General features: G+C 64.3%; 15 protein-coding genes. 3 read left to right on the top strand and 12 right to left on the bottom strand.

What is annotated here, in order from left to right; all coding sequences use genetic code 11:
• Nucleotides 1-150: 150 nt before the first annotated feature.
• Entirely contained in the window at nt 151-2,793 is a 2,643-nt protein-coding gene (locus ASF63_RS00085; RefSeq protein ID WP_157534196.1) for a helix-turn-helix transcriptional regulator, read from the bottom strand.
• Between the two features lie 119 nt (nt 2,794-2,912).
• Nucleotides 2,913-3,620: a FadR/GntR family transcriptional regulator gene (locus ASF63_RS00080; RefSeq protein ID WP_056508230.1), complete on the bottom strand. Its 708-nt coding sequence runs from the start codon at nt 3,618-3,620 to the stop codon at nt 2,913-2,915.
• 137 nt (nt 3,621-3,757) lie between these two features.
• Between ASF63_RS00080 and ASF63_RS00075 the strand changes: the two genes are divergently transcribed.
• Both ASF63_RS00075 and ASF63_RS00070 read left to right on the top strand, forming a co-directional pair.
• Entirely contained in the window at nt 3,758-5,167 is a 1,410-nt protein-coding gene (locus tag ASF63_RS00075; RefSeq protein ID WP_082477751.1) for a gluconate:H+ symporter, read from the top strand.
• Between the two features lie 7 nt (nt 5,168-5,174).
• Entirely contained in the window at nt 5,175-5,693 is a 519-nt protein-coding gene (locus ASF63_RS00070) for a gluconokinase (protein WP_200933946.1), read from the top strand.
• Between the two features lie 13 nt (nt 5,694-5,706).
• On the opposite strand, the gene ASF63_RS00065 is transcribed toward ASF63_RS00070, so the two are convergent.
• From ASF63_RS00065 to ASF63_RS18965, 7 genes are all read right to left on the bottom strand, one after another.
• A complete protein-coding gene (locus tag ASF63_RS00065) occupies nt 5,707-6,570 on the bottom strand; it encodes a hypothetical protein (RefSeq protein WP_056508228.1) in 864 nt (287 codons plus the stop codon).
• A gap of 15 nt (nt 6,571-6,585) precedes the next feature.
• A complete protein-coding gene (locus ASF63_RS00060) occupies nt 6,586-6,852 on the bottom strand; it encodes a hypothetical protein (RefSeq protein WP_056508225.1) in 267 nt (88 codons plus the stop codon).
• 158 nt (nt 6,853-7,010) lie between these two features.
• On the bottom strand, nt 7,011-7,484 hold the full coding sequence (locus ASF63_RS00055; RefSeq protein ID WP_056510053.1) for a heme-binding protein: 474 nt from the start codon (nt 7,482-7,484) through the stop codon (nt 7,011-7,013).
• Nucleotides 7,485-7,529: 45 nt separating this feature from the next.
• Entirely contained in the window at nt 7,530-7,913 is a 384-nt protein-coding gene (locus ASF63_RS00050; protein ID WP_056508223.1) for a hypothetical protein, read from the bottom strand.
• A gap of 283 nt (nt 7,914-8,196) precedes the next feature.
• Nucleotides 8,197-8,547 (bottom strand): hypothetical protein, encoded by a 351-nt coding sequence (locus ASF63_RS00045; protein WP_157534195.1) that lies wholly within the window; start codon nt 8,545-8,547, stop codon nt 8,197-8,199.
• A 116-nt stretch (nt 8,548-8,663) separates the two neighbouring features.
• A complete protein-coding gene (locus ASF63_RS00040) occupies nt 8,664-9,896 on the bottom strand; it encodes a hypothetical protein (protein WP_157534194.1) in 1,233 nt (410 codons plus the stop codon).
• Complete coding sequence (locus tag ASF63_RS18965; RefSeq protein WP_157534193.1) at nt 9,893-10,093, bottom strand: hypothetical protein; 201 nt, start codon at nt 10,091-10,093, stop codon at nt 9,893-9,895. The genes ASF63_RS00040 and ASF63_RS18965 overlap by 4 nt, the downstream gene beginning before the upstream one ends.
• Before the next feature lie 2,444 nt (nt 10,094-12,537).
• On the opposite strand from ASF63_RS18965, the gene ASF63_RS00025 reads away from it, so the two are divergent.
• Entirely contained in the window at nt 12,538-13,086 is a 549-nt protein-coding gene (locus ASF63_RS00025) for a hypothetical protein (protein ID WP_056508213.1), read from the top strand.
• Between the two features lie 222 nt (nt 13,087-13,308).
• Here the strand turns inward: ASF63_RS00025 and ASF63_RS00020 are convergent, their stop codons facing one another.
• The 3 genes from ASF63_RS00020 to ASF63_RS19205 all read right to left on the bottom strand — a co-directional run.
• A complete protein-coding gene (locus ASF63_RS00020; protein ID WP_157534191.1) occupies nt 13,309-14,148 on the bottom strand; it encodes a hypothetical protein in 840 nt (279 codons plus the stop codon).
• Nucleotides 14,149-16,207: 2,059 nt separating this feature from the next.
• Nucleotides 16,208-16,387: hypothetical protein (locus ASF63_RS19385; RefSeq protein WP_235560652.1), on the bottom strand; the 180-nt coding region annotated here is incomplete at its 3' end.
• 201 nt (nt 16,388-16,588) lie between these two features.
• Nucleotides 16,589-17,304: hypothetical protein (locus ASF63_RS19205; protein WP_162238865.1), on the bottom strand; the 716-nt coding region annotated here is incomplete at its 5' end.

Raw genomic sequence — 17,304 nt, 5'->3', positions numbered from 1 at the left:
ACGGTCGAGTCGACGGTCCGGCTCCCACCTATCGTGAACACAGGTCGACGAGAGCACGAACCCCCAGGTTCGCCCCTCCCACACGCTCCCGACTGTGAGGCGCACCTCGCGTCACCCGATCACGAGGTGCGCCTCAGTCGACCACCCGGCTCACTCGTCGAGCAGGCCCAGTTCCGCGGCCCGCAGAAGAGCCTGTTCTCTGTTCGAGGCTCCGAGCTTGCGATACGCGCTCCGACGTTGCACCTTCACCGTGTTCGGTGAGACGAAGAGAGCCGCGGCGAGCGCATCCGTGGACGATGTCCTCCGAAGCTCTCGCATGACGGCGAGTTCCCTCGACGTGAGCCGGACCGGAGGAGGCAGCGCCGGAAAAGGTCCTGTCTCCGATGCACGCGAGAGATACGAGTCGAGGTATTCCCGCTCGGCCGCTGCACAGAGGTCGCGGAGTTCACGCAGAACGTCCGTTCCGAACAGTGCGAGGGGAGCATACGAATGCTCCTCCCGCATGACCGCGACGGCCCATGAGGCCGCCCTCGCGGCTGCCTCATGCCTGCCCAGCCGAGCAGCCGCAGTCGCAGTGATCAACGCCGCGAGACAGGCTCGATCGAGATCAGGATCACGTTCCACCTGTGCGACCTCGGCGGCCGCGAAGGCGTGCGGGTCGTCACGGGTGAGCAGCGCGACCAATGCCTCGATGACCTTTCGCGGTGGTTCGTCCGCCGGCAGAGCGGCCACGGCTCGACGGGCGGCGGCTTGGTCGCACATCGACAGAGAGGTCATCGCCTGGGCGAACGCGAGTCTGGACGACCCGTGATCGGAGACCGCCGAGTTGACTCCCCGACCGAGCGCGTGAGTGAGCAGTCGCGATGCCTCAGCCGGATGGCCATCTCGCAGATCGATCTCGCTCCGGATGCACACCAGGTACGGCCACAGCTCGGTGGTGCCGAGATGGTGGGCGATCGAATCCGTGCGATGCCGGGCTTCAGCGAGATCGAGCGCCGCGACGGCGACGATCGCGTGCGCGATCTGCTCGAGGATCCCGAACTGCTCGGTGCGCCAGGCGGGCGGTGGATCCGCGTCGTCGATCTCCTCCAGGACCCGACGCGCGTCGGACAGCCGCCCCCGCAGGGCGTAGGCACCGGCGAGAGCCGCCGCACAGTGGTACCAGCCGCCGCCGTCATCAGGCATCCGGAGTCCGACCCCGTCTTCGAGGATCACGACGGTGTGCGCGACGTGGATCGTCATGCCCAGTTCCAGCACCTCGACGGCATCTGAGATCCGCCCGAGTTGCAGGAAGCTCAGCCCGCAGTTGCTGAGCAGAAGCGCCGCGAACCCGGTGCACTCCGCGCGCTGCTCGGCGTCCATCTCGCCGTACGCCGCCACCACCAGATCGGCCGTGGCTCCCGAACGCCGGAACTGTCCGGCGAATCGCTCGGCGAGAGTCTTCGCGCTCAGCATCCAGAATCGCTCGACCGGATCATCGTCCAGCCCCCGGCGACGGAGGGACAGCGCGGCCCCCTGGAAGTATGCGAACGCTCGTAGCCGTTGGCCGAGACGCAGCAGCACCAGAGCCAGCAGCATGCCGAGCAGCGGATGACGCGCGAGAACGACGGGGTTCTCCCGTCGAAGCAGCGCCTCGACGTCCTGCGGACTCGATCTGGACAGGATGAACCACGACTTGCGTCCGAGACGCGTCGCGAGAACGTAATCCTTCGCCCTCAGCGCGTTCGTCAACGCCTCGAGATGGCGGCCGTTCTCGGACGCCCAGAGCGCGACCGTTCGACGGATCGGCGCCACGGACTCGGACGATCGCTGATCGAGTCTGCGCACGAGCGCCTCCCGCAGCAGCGGCGTATAGAGGAAGGCCAGACCGTCGGCACCCGCCTCCCACATCCCCAGTCCATACAGCTCCGCTCGATCGAGGTGCTCGGCGCCGCCGTCCGGCCATCCGAGACGCTCGGCGATCTCGCGCGTCACCCGACCGGGAATCGAGGTCCGCAACAGGAACTCCTCGAAGTCCGCCGGGGCATCCGCACCGATGAGTCCCGCCATCAGAGCGTCAGCCAGTTCCTGCACCTCGATCGCGGCGATCTCGACGGGTGCGCTCTGCGTCGCGATCGTCAGCCCGAGCGCTCGAGCGGCGAGCGGCAGCGCGCTCTCGTCTCCGAGCGCATGCGGAGGGATCTTCTGCGCAGACACCCGTTCCACCACATCGCGAGCCTCGTCTCGGGTGAAGAAGAGATGTGCGGGTCCGATGACACAGACATCCGCGGAGACGAGCATCTGCAACGTCCGCGTCACAGTCGAGCGGCGCGTCGCCACGACGATCCGCAGAAGGGGTGCCGCATCGAGCAGATCGAGCGCCCGGCGTAGCAAGGATGTCTCGTCGACCCTCTCCGCGTTGTCGATCATGATCACGCAGTCCCGACTGAGCTCGCCGAGCAGGCGCCCGAGCTCGTCCGCGGGATCGCGGACGCTGTCGAACCCGCGAAGCGTAGAACGCGCGCCGCTCCGGTCGGCGATCAGGTCCTGAACGACGAGCTGCGCCAGTATGTCGCGGAGCATGAGGTGCTCGTTCGTCATGTTCTCGTCGAACCCGAGCCTCACCGATGCGATCCCTCGGCTGTCCTGCACCGCCGCCCACTGGCTGAGCAGAACCGACTTGCCTCCCCCTGCCGGGCCGCTCACCACCGTCAGAGCGTGACCACGATCGAAGACCTCGGTCAGCCTCGGGCGATCGAGCATGTGCAGCGGAAGACGCGCCCCGCGCGCTCGCCGTCCTGGGTCCTGCTCCATCGTTCGCCTCCCCCGAGAACGCGAAACTCTCCGCGCTCCGATCGTAGGTCTGCAAACGATCCCGGAATACTGCACGTGCGTACGTATACCGAGATATCAGTGGGACCGCAGGCGTCCGCCTACTCGGCGGCCCGCTGCATCGCCTCGTCAGCCTCCGAGACGATGTTCCGCATGGCGGCGGCCGCGGCATCCGCGTCGCCGCTCGCCACCGCGAACGCCACATCCCTGTGCCACTGCACCGCGCTCTGATTCGCCACGTGCGGCATCAGATCGTGCACGGTCCGCCCCCGCAGCACAGCTTCGACCGTGCCTCCGAGAGCGGCGAGCATCCCGTTGCCGGAGGACTCCAGCAGCAGGCGGTGAAAGCGGACGTCGGCAGTGAGATAGCGCTCACGGTCCGCCTCGTGATCCTCCTGCCCCATCGCCACGACGAGCGAGACGAGGTCGACCTTCTGTTCGGAGGTCGCCGTGCCCGCGGCGAGCTGCGCGGCCAGAGGCTCGATGACCGAACGGAGCTGACTGAGCTCGCGGAGCTGCTCGTCGCGGCCCGGCCCCGCGAGCCTCCAGGCGATGACCTCGGGGGCGTAGACGTTCCAGTCCGCGCGAGGCCGCACCTCGACGCCCGACTTGCGGCGCACCCAGACCAGGCCGAACGACTCGAGGACGCGAACTGCTTCGCGCGCGGCGGAGCGGGACACACCTCGCTCCTGTGCGACGTCGACCGTGAGCATCCTCGACCCGGGAGCGTGCACTCCGTCGACGATCGCGCGCCCGAGTTCGGCGACCAGGGAGTCGTGAACGGGGCTTCCGAAGCTGGGGACGGTCATATGACGAGTATGCCCTCGGCGACGTCGTCAGGCGGGACATCTCACACCTATGTTTCGGTTATGTTGCGCATGACGTGGTATGCGTGCTTATTATGTACGGCATAAGGTCGTAAACAACGCCCGGATCAAGGAAGCTCATGGCACTCTTCACCCCCGCCGCTGACGCGCTCATGATGGCCGCCACCGACACCGCAGCCACCCCTCAGCCTGCTGGCCAGCTCATCGCCGCAGCCGTGATCGGCATCGCGATCATCATCGTGCTGATCACCTGGGTGAAGCTGCACCCGTTGCTGTCGCTCACCATCGGAGCACTCGCCACGGGCGCGATCGCGGGCATGGACATCGCCGCCTCCGTCACCAGCTTCTCGACGGGCTTCGGCACGACCATGGGCGGCGTCAGCATCCTGATCGCGCTCGGAGCGATCTACGGCAAGCTTCTCGCCGACTCCGGCGGAGCCGACCGCATCGTCGACACTCTCGTCAGCCGGGCCAGCGCCCGCTCCCTCCCCTGGGTCATGGGCCTCATCGGTGCCGTCATCGGTCTGCCGATGTTCTTCGAGGTCGGCCTCGTGCTCCTCGTGCCGGTGATCATCCTCGTCGCCCGTCGCTCCGGCGCTCCGCTGATGCGCATCGCGATCCCCACGCTCGCGGGTCTCTCGGCGATGCACGGACTCGTGCCGCCGCACCCCGGCCCGCTCGCCGCCATCGACGCGCTCGGCGCCAACCTCGGTCTCACACTCGCGTTCGGCGTCATCGTCGCGATCCCCGCGGTCATCATCTCCGGGCCGCTGTTCGCCCGCTTCGCCGCCCGTTGGGTCGACGTCCCCGTCCCCGAGCTGTTCGTCACCGAAGAGGACGAGGGCGTGGAGCAGCGTCGCCGCCCGTCGTTCGGCGCCACGCTGTTCAGCATCCTGCTCCCTGTCTTCCTCATGCTCGCCAAGGCGGTCGCCGACATCTCGGCCGCAGGCTCGGACGCCCCCTGGAAGGTCGCGCTCGACTTCCTCGGAACGCCGGTCATCGCGCTGCTCATCGCCGTGCTCGCCGGATTCTTCATCCTCGGCCGTGGCGCCGGGTTCGACCGCACCAAGATCAACGACATCGTGGGTTCGTCGCTCGGCCCGATCGCCGGCATCCTGCTGATCGTCGGCGCCGGTGGCGGCTTCAAGCAGGTGCTGGTCGACACCGGCATCGGCGACGTGATCGCGCAGTTCGTGTCGGGCTCGTCCGTGTCGGTGCTGATCCTCGCGTGGCTCGTCGCCGTCGTCATCCGCATCGCGACCGGATCCGCGACCGTCGCGACCATCACCGCCGCCGGCATCCTGCAGCCGCTCACCGAGACGCTCGACTCGCCCATGGTCGCCCTGCTCGTGCTCGCCATCGGCTCCGGCTCGGTCTTCCTCTCGCACGTCAACGACGCGGGGTTCTGGCTCATCAAGGAGTACTTCGGCCTCAGCATCCCGCAGACTCTGAAGTCGTGGACAGTTCTCGAATGCCTGATCTCGGTCACCGGCCTCGCCGGCGTCCTCGTCCTGAGCATCTTCGTCTGAGCGCGCCATGATGTCCGTCAACGCACCCGTTCTCGTCTTCATGGGCGTCGCCAGCACAGGAAAATCCACGGTCGCGGCGATGCTCGCCGGCCGCCTCGGCTGGGCCTTCGAAGAGGGCGACGACCTGCACCCCGCGGCGAACGTCGCCAAGATGGCTGCCGGTCACGCCCTCACCGACGAAGACCGCTGGCCGTGGCTCGACCTCATCGCCGAATGGATCGACGATCGCATCGAGGCGGGTGAGCCCGGCATCGTCACCTGCTCTGCGTTGAAGCGCAGCTACCGCGACGTGCTGCGCCGAGATGCGGTCACGTTCGTGCACTTCACAGGCGAGCGCCAACTCATCCTCGACCGGATGCTGCGACGTGAAGGGCACTTCATGCCGACGACGCTGCTCGACTCCCAGTTCGCGACGCTGGAAGCGCTGGAGGAAGACGAGCGGTCGATCGAGATCGACATCGCGCTGACTCCCGCCGAGCAGGCGGCGCAGATCGCCTCACGGCTGCGCCTGCATCCCGACTACTGACACGGACGGGTCGTCAGCCGAGTTCCCCCGACCCATAGGGTCGAATCGGCTGCTGTCGCTGGAACGCGTACTCCCCGCCCTGTCGCCCTCCGAAGGGGCGGCCGTGGTCGGCGAACTCCTCGCGGTAGTAGGCGAGCCGCCAGGGGCCGATCTCGATGCGCGAACCTGTCCGGAGGATTCTGGCGTCCTCTTTGCTGTGCGGCAGGTTCGGACGCCCTCCGCCGGTCGCGGCGAACGAGTAGAGGACGTACTCGTCATCCTCGTTGTGTCGGATCTCGGCATGCAGCTTCTCCAGCCCGTCCAGTCGCAGATCTGCGTCTGGTCCCGAACCGATCGTCGTGCGTCCGGACAGCAGATCGAATTCTCTCGGTCTGCTGTTGTTCCAGTCACCGGATCCGACGGCGAAGATCAGCCGTGGACGGCCGGACCCCGGGATGTAGTGAGTCGTCGTGACGCGTCGCCGAACACCCCTGGCCAGAGTGGGGATGACGGGGAACAGCGTCGGCGGTGGCACGGTGAACGGCGACGCCTTGCCCTGTTCTCGATGCTGGACCTCGGCGAGAAGCGCGCTGAGCCGACCGAGCTTGATGTGGGGGGAACCGGCGATCGCCCGACCGACCGGGCCGGATTTCACATCGCCCAACTGCACGAGGGTGCCCTTCGGGCCGACCACACGCACGCTGATGCCCCTGCGTGCGAGACCGTCTGCGAGAGGGGCGAGGTGCGTGAGATCGTGGCGGCTCAGCGCGCCGAGACCGTGAGTGTCATCGAAGGTGATGATGACCTCTTGCCCGGCGGCGTGGACGGTGAACCGCATCGGGGCGTCATCGTCCGGTCCGACCTGCTCGACGCTCAGGTCTATGTCGAGGCGGATCATCGGCACCGACTCCGTTCAGACCGAGCGGGAGTCGCCGGTGGCGCTGTCACTGGTGGTGACACGCAGAGTCCCGTTGAACTTCCATGTGGCACGAGGGGCGTCCGGTCCGATATCCCGCGGCACCTCGACGGTCATATCGTCGAACGTGTAATTCACGGCAGCGCCTCGACCGGTCAGGTATGCCCACATCTCCCGCCCGAGATCGGTCCAGTCGGTGATCGACGCGCCGCTGGGCCCGTCAGCCGAGGTGAACAGTTCCGAGGGTTCGTTCGTGTCACTCATGGGATGCTCCTTCGCAACGGCCACGTCCTGTGTGTGACGATTATGCGCTTGCGAGGCGTCACTGTCCAGCTATTTCTGCACGCTGTCCAGAAACCTCGATGCGGATCCAGATGAGAGAGCGCTCGCGAGACCGCCACCGACTCGCCAAGCCGACGTCGTCAGTCGCGGAGCAGCCCCAGGCTCGTGATCCCGGCCACCACCAGGTCGTGGTCATCCGCCGACGGAAGGCCGGACACCGTGGCGACTGCGACGACACCCACACCGTCGACGCGGATGGGCACTGCGCCTCCCGCAACCGCGTACACGACGGGGTCGAGCCATCCGGGCTCGTACATGTCGCGCCCGCCGTTCTCGATTCGTGTCTCGAGCAGTGCGGTGCTGGTCTCGAACCGCAGGGCGGTCGCCGCCTTCTTCGCGGCCCACACGTCGTTGTCGCCGGTCGCGCCAGGCAAGGACGCATGGAACAGGATGCCGGACGACGTGCGCACATCCACGGCCACGGGGAAGCCCTCGGCCAGTGCCCTCTCCGCTATGGAGCGCCCGAGATCCCAGGCATCCCTGCGGTCGAACCGGCGGAGTACGAGCTCGACGTGCTCCGCCTCCAGCTGTGCCAGCCTCGCGTGATCACTCATCGGCATGCCTCTCTCGTGGACGACTCGCCTCAGACTGTAGCTCGCCTACTCGCGCAGCGCCCGCCTCACCCTGAGGATTCCGAGGCCGATCAGCAGGATCGTTGTCAGGATGGCGCTCAGAATCGCACTGTTCGCTGCGAACAGCCACCAGTCGTACGAGGTCACGATCGGATCATGCCACGCGCGCTGATACTCGAATTCGATCGTGGCGGGGTAAGCGACGGGTTCGTAGCGCGAGAGATCCTGCGTCACCCACCCGAATGGCCACCCGAACACCGCATGCTGAAGCTCAGCGTGCGTGGCCACTCTCACACTGCCCGCCACGAGGAAGAACACGGCGGCGGCGGCTCCGAGAGGCAGCAGGCACACGAAGTACTGCAAGGCGCCTCTCGCCCATCGGCGCAGCGCTCGCCGGTCATCTTCGTCCACAGCGCTCCCCCGGATGATCTGTCGCTGCATCCATACTGCCGCGTCCACGGCGGAGACGACGAAAGCCCCGGATGCCTGCGGCTGTCCGGAGCTTTTCGATGGTGAGTTGTACGTGGATCTCATCCTGCCGCGTGTTTCCGCACCTCTTCTTACACCGGGATTCCGCCGATCCTCCGCCGGCGCCGAGATAATCCTCTGTCCACCCGGACAGACCTCGTTCGCCATGGTGAGGCCGCTGAGTCGGCAGCGCCCACACGTCGGCGAAAGAGCCTGATGGCAGTGCTCAGGAGGACGATCCTGACGACCCTGAGCCGGGAAATCGCCCGTAGTCAGGATCACCAAAGTCATGGGCGCGTCTGGCGAAGACCCTGTTCAGGTACTCCTCGATGATCTGTAGGTGAAGGTCGCGGTCGAACAGCGTGACCTGTCTACTGAACTCTCGCGCGACCTCGGGGTTGGTGTCCGTGAGACGGTCGAACAGCTCGAAGGCGAAGATCATGAACGCTGCGTTGACAGCGGACCCTCGCCTGGATTCCTCGCCGTTCACGTTGGATTGGACTTCACGGAGCAACGCTGCAGCGCCGCGTCGCCGACTACGGATGCCGAGGTGCGCGTACTCGTTGAGCGCCCTCATGAGCACGGCTAGCCGACCCCACCCCGATTCGCTGAGCCACCGGGACGACGATGGCGTTCCCGCCGCTTCCAACCGCTGGGCTCGTCCCGGTTTGAGCCGGTGGGTGCGCAATCGCGCTACCTGCTCGAGAAGGACACGGATGCAGCCAACGGCGTCGTCGGAGTCGCTTCCAACCGCTGGGCTCGTCCCGGTTTGAGCCGGTGGGTGCGCAATCGCGCTACCTGCTCGAGAAGGACACGGATGCAGCCAACGGCGTCGTCGGAGTCTTCCAACCATAGGTGAGTGGCGCCGTCCGCTGCTTGCGCCGCCACGATCAGTGCGTCCCGTTCTGCTCCGCTCGCGTCCGGGACGATCTGTCGGGCCATCTCAGCGATGGTGCACTGACGGAACATGCGTGATGCGAGGTCGCCGGGTGAGAACTCCTCACCCAATACTGCTTTCTCATCATCGAATGCCCCTCGCGCTCGTTCGATTGCCCGCCCGCGCCGTTCCAGGAGGGCGCGGACGGTCATGAGGGAGTTGGTCTTGTCGGCCAGTCCCCAGACCTCGTCGGTGACGTCAGCTCGGTAGGCCTGACCGCCGCGCACCCATTGCTCGGATCGCTTTCTGTACACCTCGAAGTACTCGAGTGGCACGAACGCGAAGCTGAGTCCGAATGGCTCTGCGATGGCCATGTCGCGATGCAAGGAGCGCAGCGACAGAGACGCGTCGTCAATCCCTTGCTGTTCCGCGAGGAGATCGATTCCTCCCCGCATGTACCCCAAGACGATGTCGACGACGGCGGATATGGCGTTGTGGTGAGCAACGTTCTGAGTTGCTAAGGGGCTCAGCGGCTGCGCCGCGGGGTCGCCAAACGCTGGGTGACCGGGGCGCGCGTGCAGGAACTCGGACAACCACGCCCACCACCGGCCCGCCTCGTCCGGCAGGCTCGGGTGCCGCAGAGTGCGCCACACGCGAGTGATGTACGCCTCTTCGCTTTCGGTCCCTTGCCGGCTGAGGTCGAATTGGTGGGCAACGTTCAGTGTCCACCGCTCGAACAGTCTCCGCGCGATGAGCGCGGCAGGAACGGGTAGGCCGGCTCGAAGGAACCAACAGACCTGAACAATGTCATCGACACCGAGAAAGAGGTGATTCGGCCAGTTGGTGGGCGCGGCCCTCGGATCCCAAGTTCCGCCGAGCGTCGTTCGAAGTCGATCTGTTGCGGGGATGATCGACAATACGCCCCAGGCGCGCGGGGGCAACAGATCGGGTGTCGCTTGCATGGCATCGTATCGCCGTTGCGCGAATGCGAGGAGTGCACCGCCGAACAGTTCGGGCCGTTTGCGTGCTGCCCACTCGAGGCTTTTCATCCGTGGGGTGAGTTGGATCGCCGTTGCGCGAATGCGAGGAGTGCACCGCCGAACAGTTCGGGCCGTTTGCGTGCTGCCCACTCGAGGCTTTTCATCCGTGGGGTGAGTTGGAAGACAAGTTCTTTGCCTTCGGGCAGCGTCCCCTGCACTGCCGGAAGCTCCACCCCCTCGACAAACTCCCCGAACTCGGTGCGCATGACCAGATGCTCCCACACGATTCATGACTACCGCCCGGACGTGTGGATCGCTGAAGGCACCTAATGGGCCGGTGGCACAGCGCTCTCGCACTCCTTCGGCACACACACACACACACACACACACACACACACGTCAGTACACCCGGAACGGTCATCTGATAGATGCAGATGGTTTGCGCGGGTCAAGCTCGCCGCCCGTGTGAGGCAGCTGGGTGAGCAACAGTTTTCATCCAGTGCCCGTGATACTTCGCATCAGCCTGTTGAGCCAGCTGACGCGCTGGCGCTCAACGTCGCTGTGATCACTCGGCACGACGCCTTCACGTTGATGCTCCGATTCTCCCCCGAAAGTTTCGGCCTCACACTTCTGCACCAACTGTTCCCAGTAATCCTGGGGTCGCGGCCCCACCTGCCTTGAGAGGGTCTCTTCGCGAATCCACGTTTCTATCGACTCGAGCCGGTGCTGGTGGTCGTCTAGGCGCTTGTCGACCTGCCTTGAGAGGGTCTCTTCGCGAATCCACGTTTCTATCGACTCGAGCCGGTGCTGGTGGTCGTCTAGGCGCTTGTCGACCTCAGTGTCAGCGGCCATGAGCATCAGRGARTARGTGTTGTCTYTGACGAGGACCCGTGGGCGCAACCTTTCTCGGAAGAGCGGGAGCGCTTTGTCGTCCGTCACCAGCAGCGCGCCGCCGTCTTCCGGCGAAAAAGCGCCTCTGAAATCTGGATTGATACTCAGGTCGATGCTGGACAAGTGGGCAAGATCCCATGCAGCCCCCCACAGTTCTCTGGAGGGGTTGCGGCCGAATTTCATTAGCTTGTCGATGTACTCAACTCGGTCCGCTYGTTGACTACCGACGAACCGATCAAACGCCACGCGCAGCGGGTAGCTGAGGTTGTASCCGACCTCGTCCAACATCCATCGAGCAAACTCTTCGAACARGTCCAACCGTTGCACTGCGCGGAACTGTCCGGCGGTRCGACGCCACAGTTGAAAGATCTTGAGCAAGCAAACGTAGTACGCGAGCTGAACTTCGTACTGCGATTCGCCCAGGCCGCCCGGCGTGCGCATATGGTTCGCCAGAGNCGACGCCACAGTTGAAAGATCTTGAGCAAGCAAACGTAGTACGCGAGCTGAACTTCGTACTGCGATTCGCCCAGGCCGCCCGGCGTGCGCATATGGTTCGCCAGAGCTTCGCGGTAGTGAGCACGCACTTCAGTTAGATCCTGMGTCCGAGCGATACTCCCKTCTCCGAACCAGGCGTCGACGGTCGCACCAAGGCTCGCTGCTCGCGCATAGTYCCGGGTTCCTGTTWCACGGTCCCAACTCAACTCAGCGATGGCGARCCCACCCTGGACAGTTCCGTGCGCAATCTCGGAAGCAACTTGCTGAACTTCCYGATCTCGCCCAGCATCCTTTGAGGCGTCCTTGGCGACCTTCTCGAGGTGAACTAGGACGTTCGAGTCCAAGAACACATGCTTGTCGGTCGTGGTGACCCCGCGTCGGCCATCGACACCCAGGAACACATATCGTGGGCTTCCNCCAGCATCCTTTGAGGCGTCCTTGGCGACCTTCTCGAGGTGAACTAGGACGTTCGAGTCCAAGAACACATGCTTGTCGGTCGTGGTGACCCCGCGTCGGCCATCGACACCCAGGAACACATATCGTGCGCTTCCCTGCCCGCTCTTCATCGCGGACGCGTATCCTCCGAATGCACGCCGTGAGCTCAGGAGCGTGCGGAGATCGAAGTCGGTCGGCTCGCGCTGCAGTGCAACGATGACGAGAACCCTGCCCAGGTGACTCACGAGCTCTTGCCATTCTTCCGAAGGTCGTTCGCTATGGCGAACCTTGACACCACGTCGTCCGCCCTCGAAACGGATTCCCAAGGAGCTATACGCGACCAGCGCGTCCGGCACTCCCTTCGAAACGTCGGTCAGAAATCTATCCAACTGACGAAACCCAAACTCGCTAGCAAGAGTCTCCACCGTCGACCGCGCCACTCGAACGTGGCGATCTCCGAGCTTCGCGCCAACGACCTCCGCCTCGAAAGTGGCGAGCAGCAGCACTGGCTCGCGACGATAGATCGTCGGGATCGCCTGAAAATCGGGTGTTACATAGTGGCTCACTCAATGATTCCCCTCCAGTGACCAAGACACAGCGATGAGAGCGTCCCGCCGCCGGCGAGTCCTCACCGTCTCCTGTGACCTTGAGCCGAACCTAAGAGCCACGCGCACTGACTGCGTCCTCTTGCCGATCCTCAACCATCCGAACGCTTTCGGCAAGCTGTGCACCACAATCGGAGGTGACGTGTGTAGTTCGCGCGAAACCACACACATCGCTACACCGACACTCAACATTCTGCACACCTAAAGTGTTCACTTACGAGCACCCAAACCCGAGTTCGGGTTGTGGGCTTGAGTTGTGTCGGGTGGTGTGTCATCATGTGTACATGACCCACGACCCGCTCCGCACCACCCTCGACACGCTCCGCTCTGAGCGCGAGGACGCTGAGCGACGCGCTAGCGAGCTGGACGAGGAACTTCAGACAGTCGGCCGGCGCCTGACGCACTTGCGCGGCGCGATCGAGAACATCGAGGCCCTGCTCGGCGTACCCAGCGTCGAGGACGAGGCAGTTCTCGCCGACGCTGCCGGCGGCGAGAACGACACAGCGACTAACGCAACAAATTCTCGATGGATCAACATCACGCACGTTGACGAGGGCGGTGAACCAGTAGTCCGCAAGCGCGTTCCGTCGACTGAGTGGGTCTCAGAGGTCGTCGAAAAGATGGGACATCCCGCCGACCGCGACGAAATCTACAAGGCCTTCAACCACTACAAGGGCTTTCCGCGGACGTGGACCAACCCTCGCAACTCGGTCAACAACGCTCTCGTTCGGGCAGTCGAGCGCGGCCTGGTGCAGAAGCTCGACGAAAATCTGTTCGCTCCGCTGGGCTACGAGCCCCGCGCAAGCAACACCAGCGGTCGCGAGGACTCGTGATGGCCGTTTAGAGATTGGCCGGGGTCCAAAGTCGCCGGACGCGGTGATCCCGGTCTACCGGCTCAACAGGAATTGCAGTTCCTTTGAGTCGCAGCCTCGGAGGAGGTACAGGCCTTCGCTGGCCTGAGGAAAGGTGACAACCTATCCGAAGTCTACGGTCCGACGAGACCGTAGACAAGCGCCGAGAGGGGCATCCGTTCGCGGGTGCCCCTCTCCCTTACTTCACCTTCGCGCGATTGCCCCGGAACCGAACCACTGAACCAGTGGCACAGCGAGCATCACTGCCGCCTCCGCTTCGGCTCGTGTACTCGCCGTATATCCGGCCGCGCCTGCATGGCGGTCATTCTGCCCCTTCCACAGCGTCTGCACCATGCCAAGGAGCGTCCCGGCGCTGGAGTTCGTCGATTCTTCTCTCGTGAGTTCGAGCTTCCAATCCCGCTGATCCCGCATCTGGGCCAGCACAGAACCTAGCGTTGCCGAGGTGTTGTTCGGGCTCACTACCGGGATTGCAGCAGCCTCAACGGCTTTGATTGCCTTCGAGTATGCGCGCTCCGGGTCAGGGCTGACCCCGAAGGCGCTGTGCCACGCGGCTGACAATAGCTCACCCGCGTGACCGGGAGTCGCCATTACCGACTCCGCCGCCTCCGCAACGCCCTGCGCGACACGCTCTTCAAGACCGGCTTCGCCGCGACGAACTCCGACCCTCCACTTGGAGCCCCCGTCGCGCAGCAGTTCTTCCAGCTCCTCGTTTCCATCCTCGCCCTGCGTCACATTGTCGCGAATAAGCCAGTCCAAGAATCGGAACTTCTCCCACTCACGGAGCATATTCCATACCTGCCCCGGCCCGTAGCTCCGTAGGTGATCGGTATAGGGCGTCGCACGGGAGGCAAAATCAAACCTGCGCATTCGATCGGCTCGGACGAGCAGGCCCGAATCCTCCTGATACTCCTCGTAGAACTCGCTCATGAACCACTCCGCGAGCGGGGATTCGAGCCACGGCGGGATACCGTCTACCAAGGCCGGATAGGACGACTCGTCGGCACCGAAGGGAATCCAGGTCATGTTGATCATTCTGGCCGATGCCGAAGCTCAGCGGCCAGGCGGCGCACGACCTCCGGGGATTTTCAGGGGTCGCCTGTGCGCCCCCAACCAACGCCAGAGGCCCGGTCTCTCGTTCTATTGCGAGATTCGGGCCTCTACGTGGTGATGGTGAGTTGTACGTAGATCTCATCCTGCCGCATGTTTCCGGGCCTCATCTTGCCCCGAGATTCAGCCGATCCTCCGCCCGCACCGAGATAGTCCTCCGTACGCCCAAGAGCAGCGTCGTTCGCCATAGTGAAGCTGCTGCGTCGGCAGCACCCACAGGTCGGCGAAAGAGCCTGAAGGCAGTGCTCAGGAGGACGATCCTGACGACCCTGAGCCTGGAGATCGTCCGTAGTCAGGATCACCAAAGTCGTGGGCGCGTCTGGTGAAGACCCTGTTCAGGTACTCCTCGATGATCTCTAGGTGAAGGTCGCGGTCGAAGAGCGTGACCTGCCTACTAAACTCTCGCGCGACCTCAGGGTTGGTGTCCGTGAGACGGTCGAAAAGCTCGAAGGCGAAGATCATGAACGCTGCGTTGACAGCGGATCCTCGCCGGGACTCCTCGCCGTCCACGTTGGACTGGACTTCACGGAGCAACGCTGCAGCGCCGCGTCGCCGACTACGGATGCCGAGGTGCGCGTACTCGTTGAGCGCCCTCATCAGCACGGCTAGCCGACCCCACCCCGATTCGCTGAGCCACCGGGACGAGGATGGCGCTCCCGCCGCTTCCAACCGCTGGGCTCGTCCCGGTTTGAGCCGGTGGGTGCGCAATCGCGCTACCTGCTCGAGAAGGACACGGATGCAGCCAACGGCGTCGTCGGAGNCGCTTCCAACCGCTGGGCTCGTCCCGGTTTGAGCCGGTGGGTGCGCAATCGCGCTACCTGCTCGAGAAGGACACGGATGCAGCCAACGGCGTCGTCGGAGTCTTCCAACCATAGGTAGGTGGCGCCGTCCGCTGCTTGCGCCGCCACGATCAGTGCGTCCCGTTCCACTCCGCTCGCGTCCGGGACGATCTGTCGGGCCGTCTCAGCGATGGTGCGCTGACGGAAAATGCGTGATGCGAGGTCGCCGGGTGAGAACTCCTCACCCAATGCTGCTTTCTCATCATCGAATGCCCCTCGCGCTCGTTCGATTGCCCGCCCGCGCCGTTCCAGGAAGGCGCGGACGGTCATGAGGGAGTTTGTCTTGTCGGCCAGCCCCCAGACCTCGTCGGTGACGTCAGCTCGGTAGGCCTGACCGCCGCGCACCCATTGCTCGGATCGCTTTCTGTACACCTCGAAGTACTCGAGTGGTACGAACGCGAAGCTGAGTCCGAACGGCTCTGCGATGGTCATGTCGCGGTGCAAGGAGCGTAGCGACAGAGACGCGCCGTCAACCCCTTGCTGTTCCGCGAGGAGATCGATCCCTCCTCGTATGTACCCCAAGACGATGTCGACGACGGCGGATATGGCGTTGTGGTGAGCAACGTTCTGAGTTGCTACGGGACTCAGCGGCTGCGCCGCGGGGTCACCAAACGCTGGGTGACCGGGGCGCGCGTGCAGGAACTCGGACAACCACGCCCACCACGGGCCCGCCTCATCCGGCAGGCTCGGGTGTCGCAGGGTGCGCCACACGCGAGTGATGTACGCCTCTTCGCTTTCGGTCTCTTGCCTGCTGAGGTCGAATTGGTGGGCAACGTTCAGTGTCCAGCGCTCGAACAGTCTTCGCGCGATGAGCGCGGCAGGAACGGGTAGGCCGGCTCGAAGGAACCAGCAGACCTGAACAATGTCATCGACACCGAGAAAGAGGTTATTCGGCCAGTTGGTCGGCGCGGCCCTCGGATCCCAAGTTCCGCCGAGCGTCGTTCGAAGTCGATCTGTTGCGGGGATGACCGACAATACGCCCCAGGCGCGCGGGGGCAACAGATCGGGCCTCGCTTGCATGGCGCCGTATCGCCGTTGCGCGAATGCGAGGAGTGCACCGCCGAACAGTTCGGGCCGTTTGCGTGCTGCCCACTCGAGGCTTTTCATCCGTGGGGTGAGTTGGAAGACAAGTTCTNTCGCCGTTGCGCGAATGCGAGGAGTGCACCGCCGAACAGTTCGGGCCGTTTGCGTGCTGCCCACTCGAGGCTTTTCATCCGTGGGGTGAGTTGGAAGACAAGTTCTCTGCCTTTGGGCAGCGGCCCCTGCACTGCCGGAAGCTCCACCCCCTCGACGAACTCCCCGAACTCGGTGTGCATGACCAGATGCTCCCACACCATTCAGGAACACCGCCCGGACGTGCGGATCGCTGAACGCACCTACTGGGCCGGTGGCACCGCACTCTCCTACTCCTTCTACACACGCACGTCAGTACGCGAGGGAAGGCCGTCGGATAGATACACATGGTTCCGCGGATCAAGCTCACCGTCTGTGTGAGGCAACTTGGTGAGCGACGGTTTTCATCCAGTGCCCGTGATACTTCGCATCAGCCTGTTGAGCCAGCTAACGCGTTGGCGCTCACCGACACTGTGATCGCCCGGCACGACGCCTTCACATTGATGCTCCGATTCCGCCTCGAAAGTYTCGGCCTCACACTTCTGCACCAACTGTTCCCAGTACTCCTGGGGTCGCGGCCCCACCTGCCTTGAGAGGGTCTCTTCGCGAATCCACGTTTCTATCGACTCGAGCCGGTGCTGGTGGTCGTCTAGGCGCTTGTCCCGTGGGCGCAACCTYTCTCGGAAGAGCGGGAGCGCTTTGTCGTCCGTCACCAACAACACGCCGCCGCCTTCCGGCGAGAAAGCCCCTCTGAAATCTGGATTCAAACTCAGGTCGATGCTGGACAAGTGGGCAAGATCCCATGCAGCCCCCCACAGTTCTCTAGAGGGGTTGCGACCGAATTTCATTAGCTTGTCGATGTATTCAACTCGGTCCGCTTGTTGACTACCGACGAACCGATCAAACGCCACGCGCAGCGGGTAGCTGAGGTTGTAGCCGACCTCGTCCAACATCCATCGAGCAAACTCTTCGAACAGGTCCAACCGTTGAACTGCGCGGAACTGTCCGGCGGTACGACGCCACAGTTGAAAGATCTTGAGCAAGCAAACGTAGTACGCGAGCTGAACTTCGTACTGCGATTCGCCCAGGCCGCCCGGCGTGCGCATATGGTTCGCCAGAG

Origin of the sequence: Microbacterium sp. Leaf320, from assembly GCF_001423485.1 — a bacterium.
Classification (GTDB): Bacteria; Actinomycetota; Actinomycetes; order Actinomycetales; family Microbacteriaceae; genus Microbacterium.
Note: the sequence above shows the minus strand (reverse complement) of the source record. Positions and strands in the feature narration are given on the sequence as shown.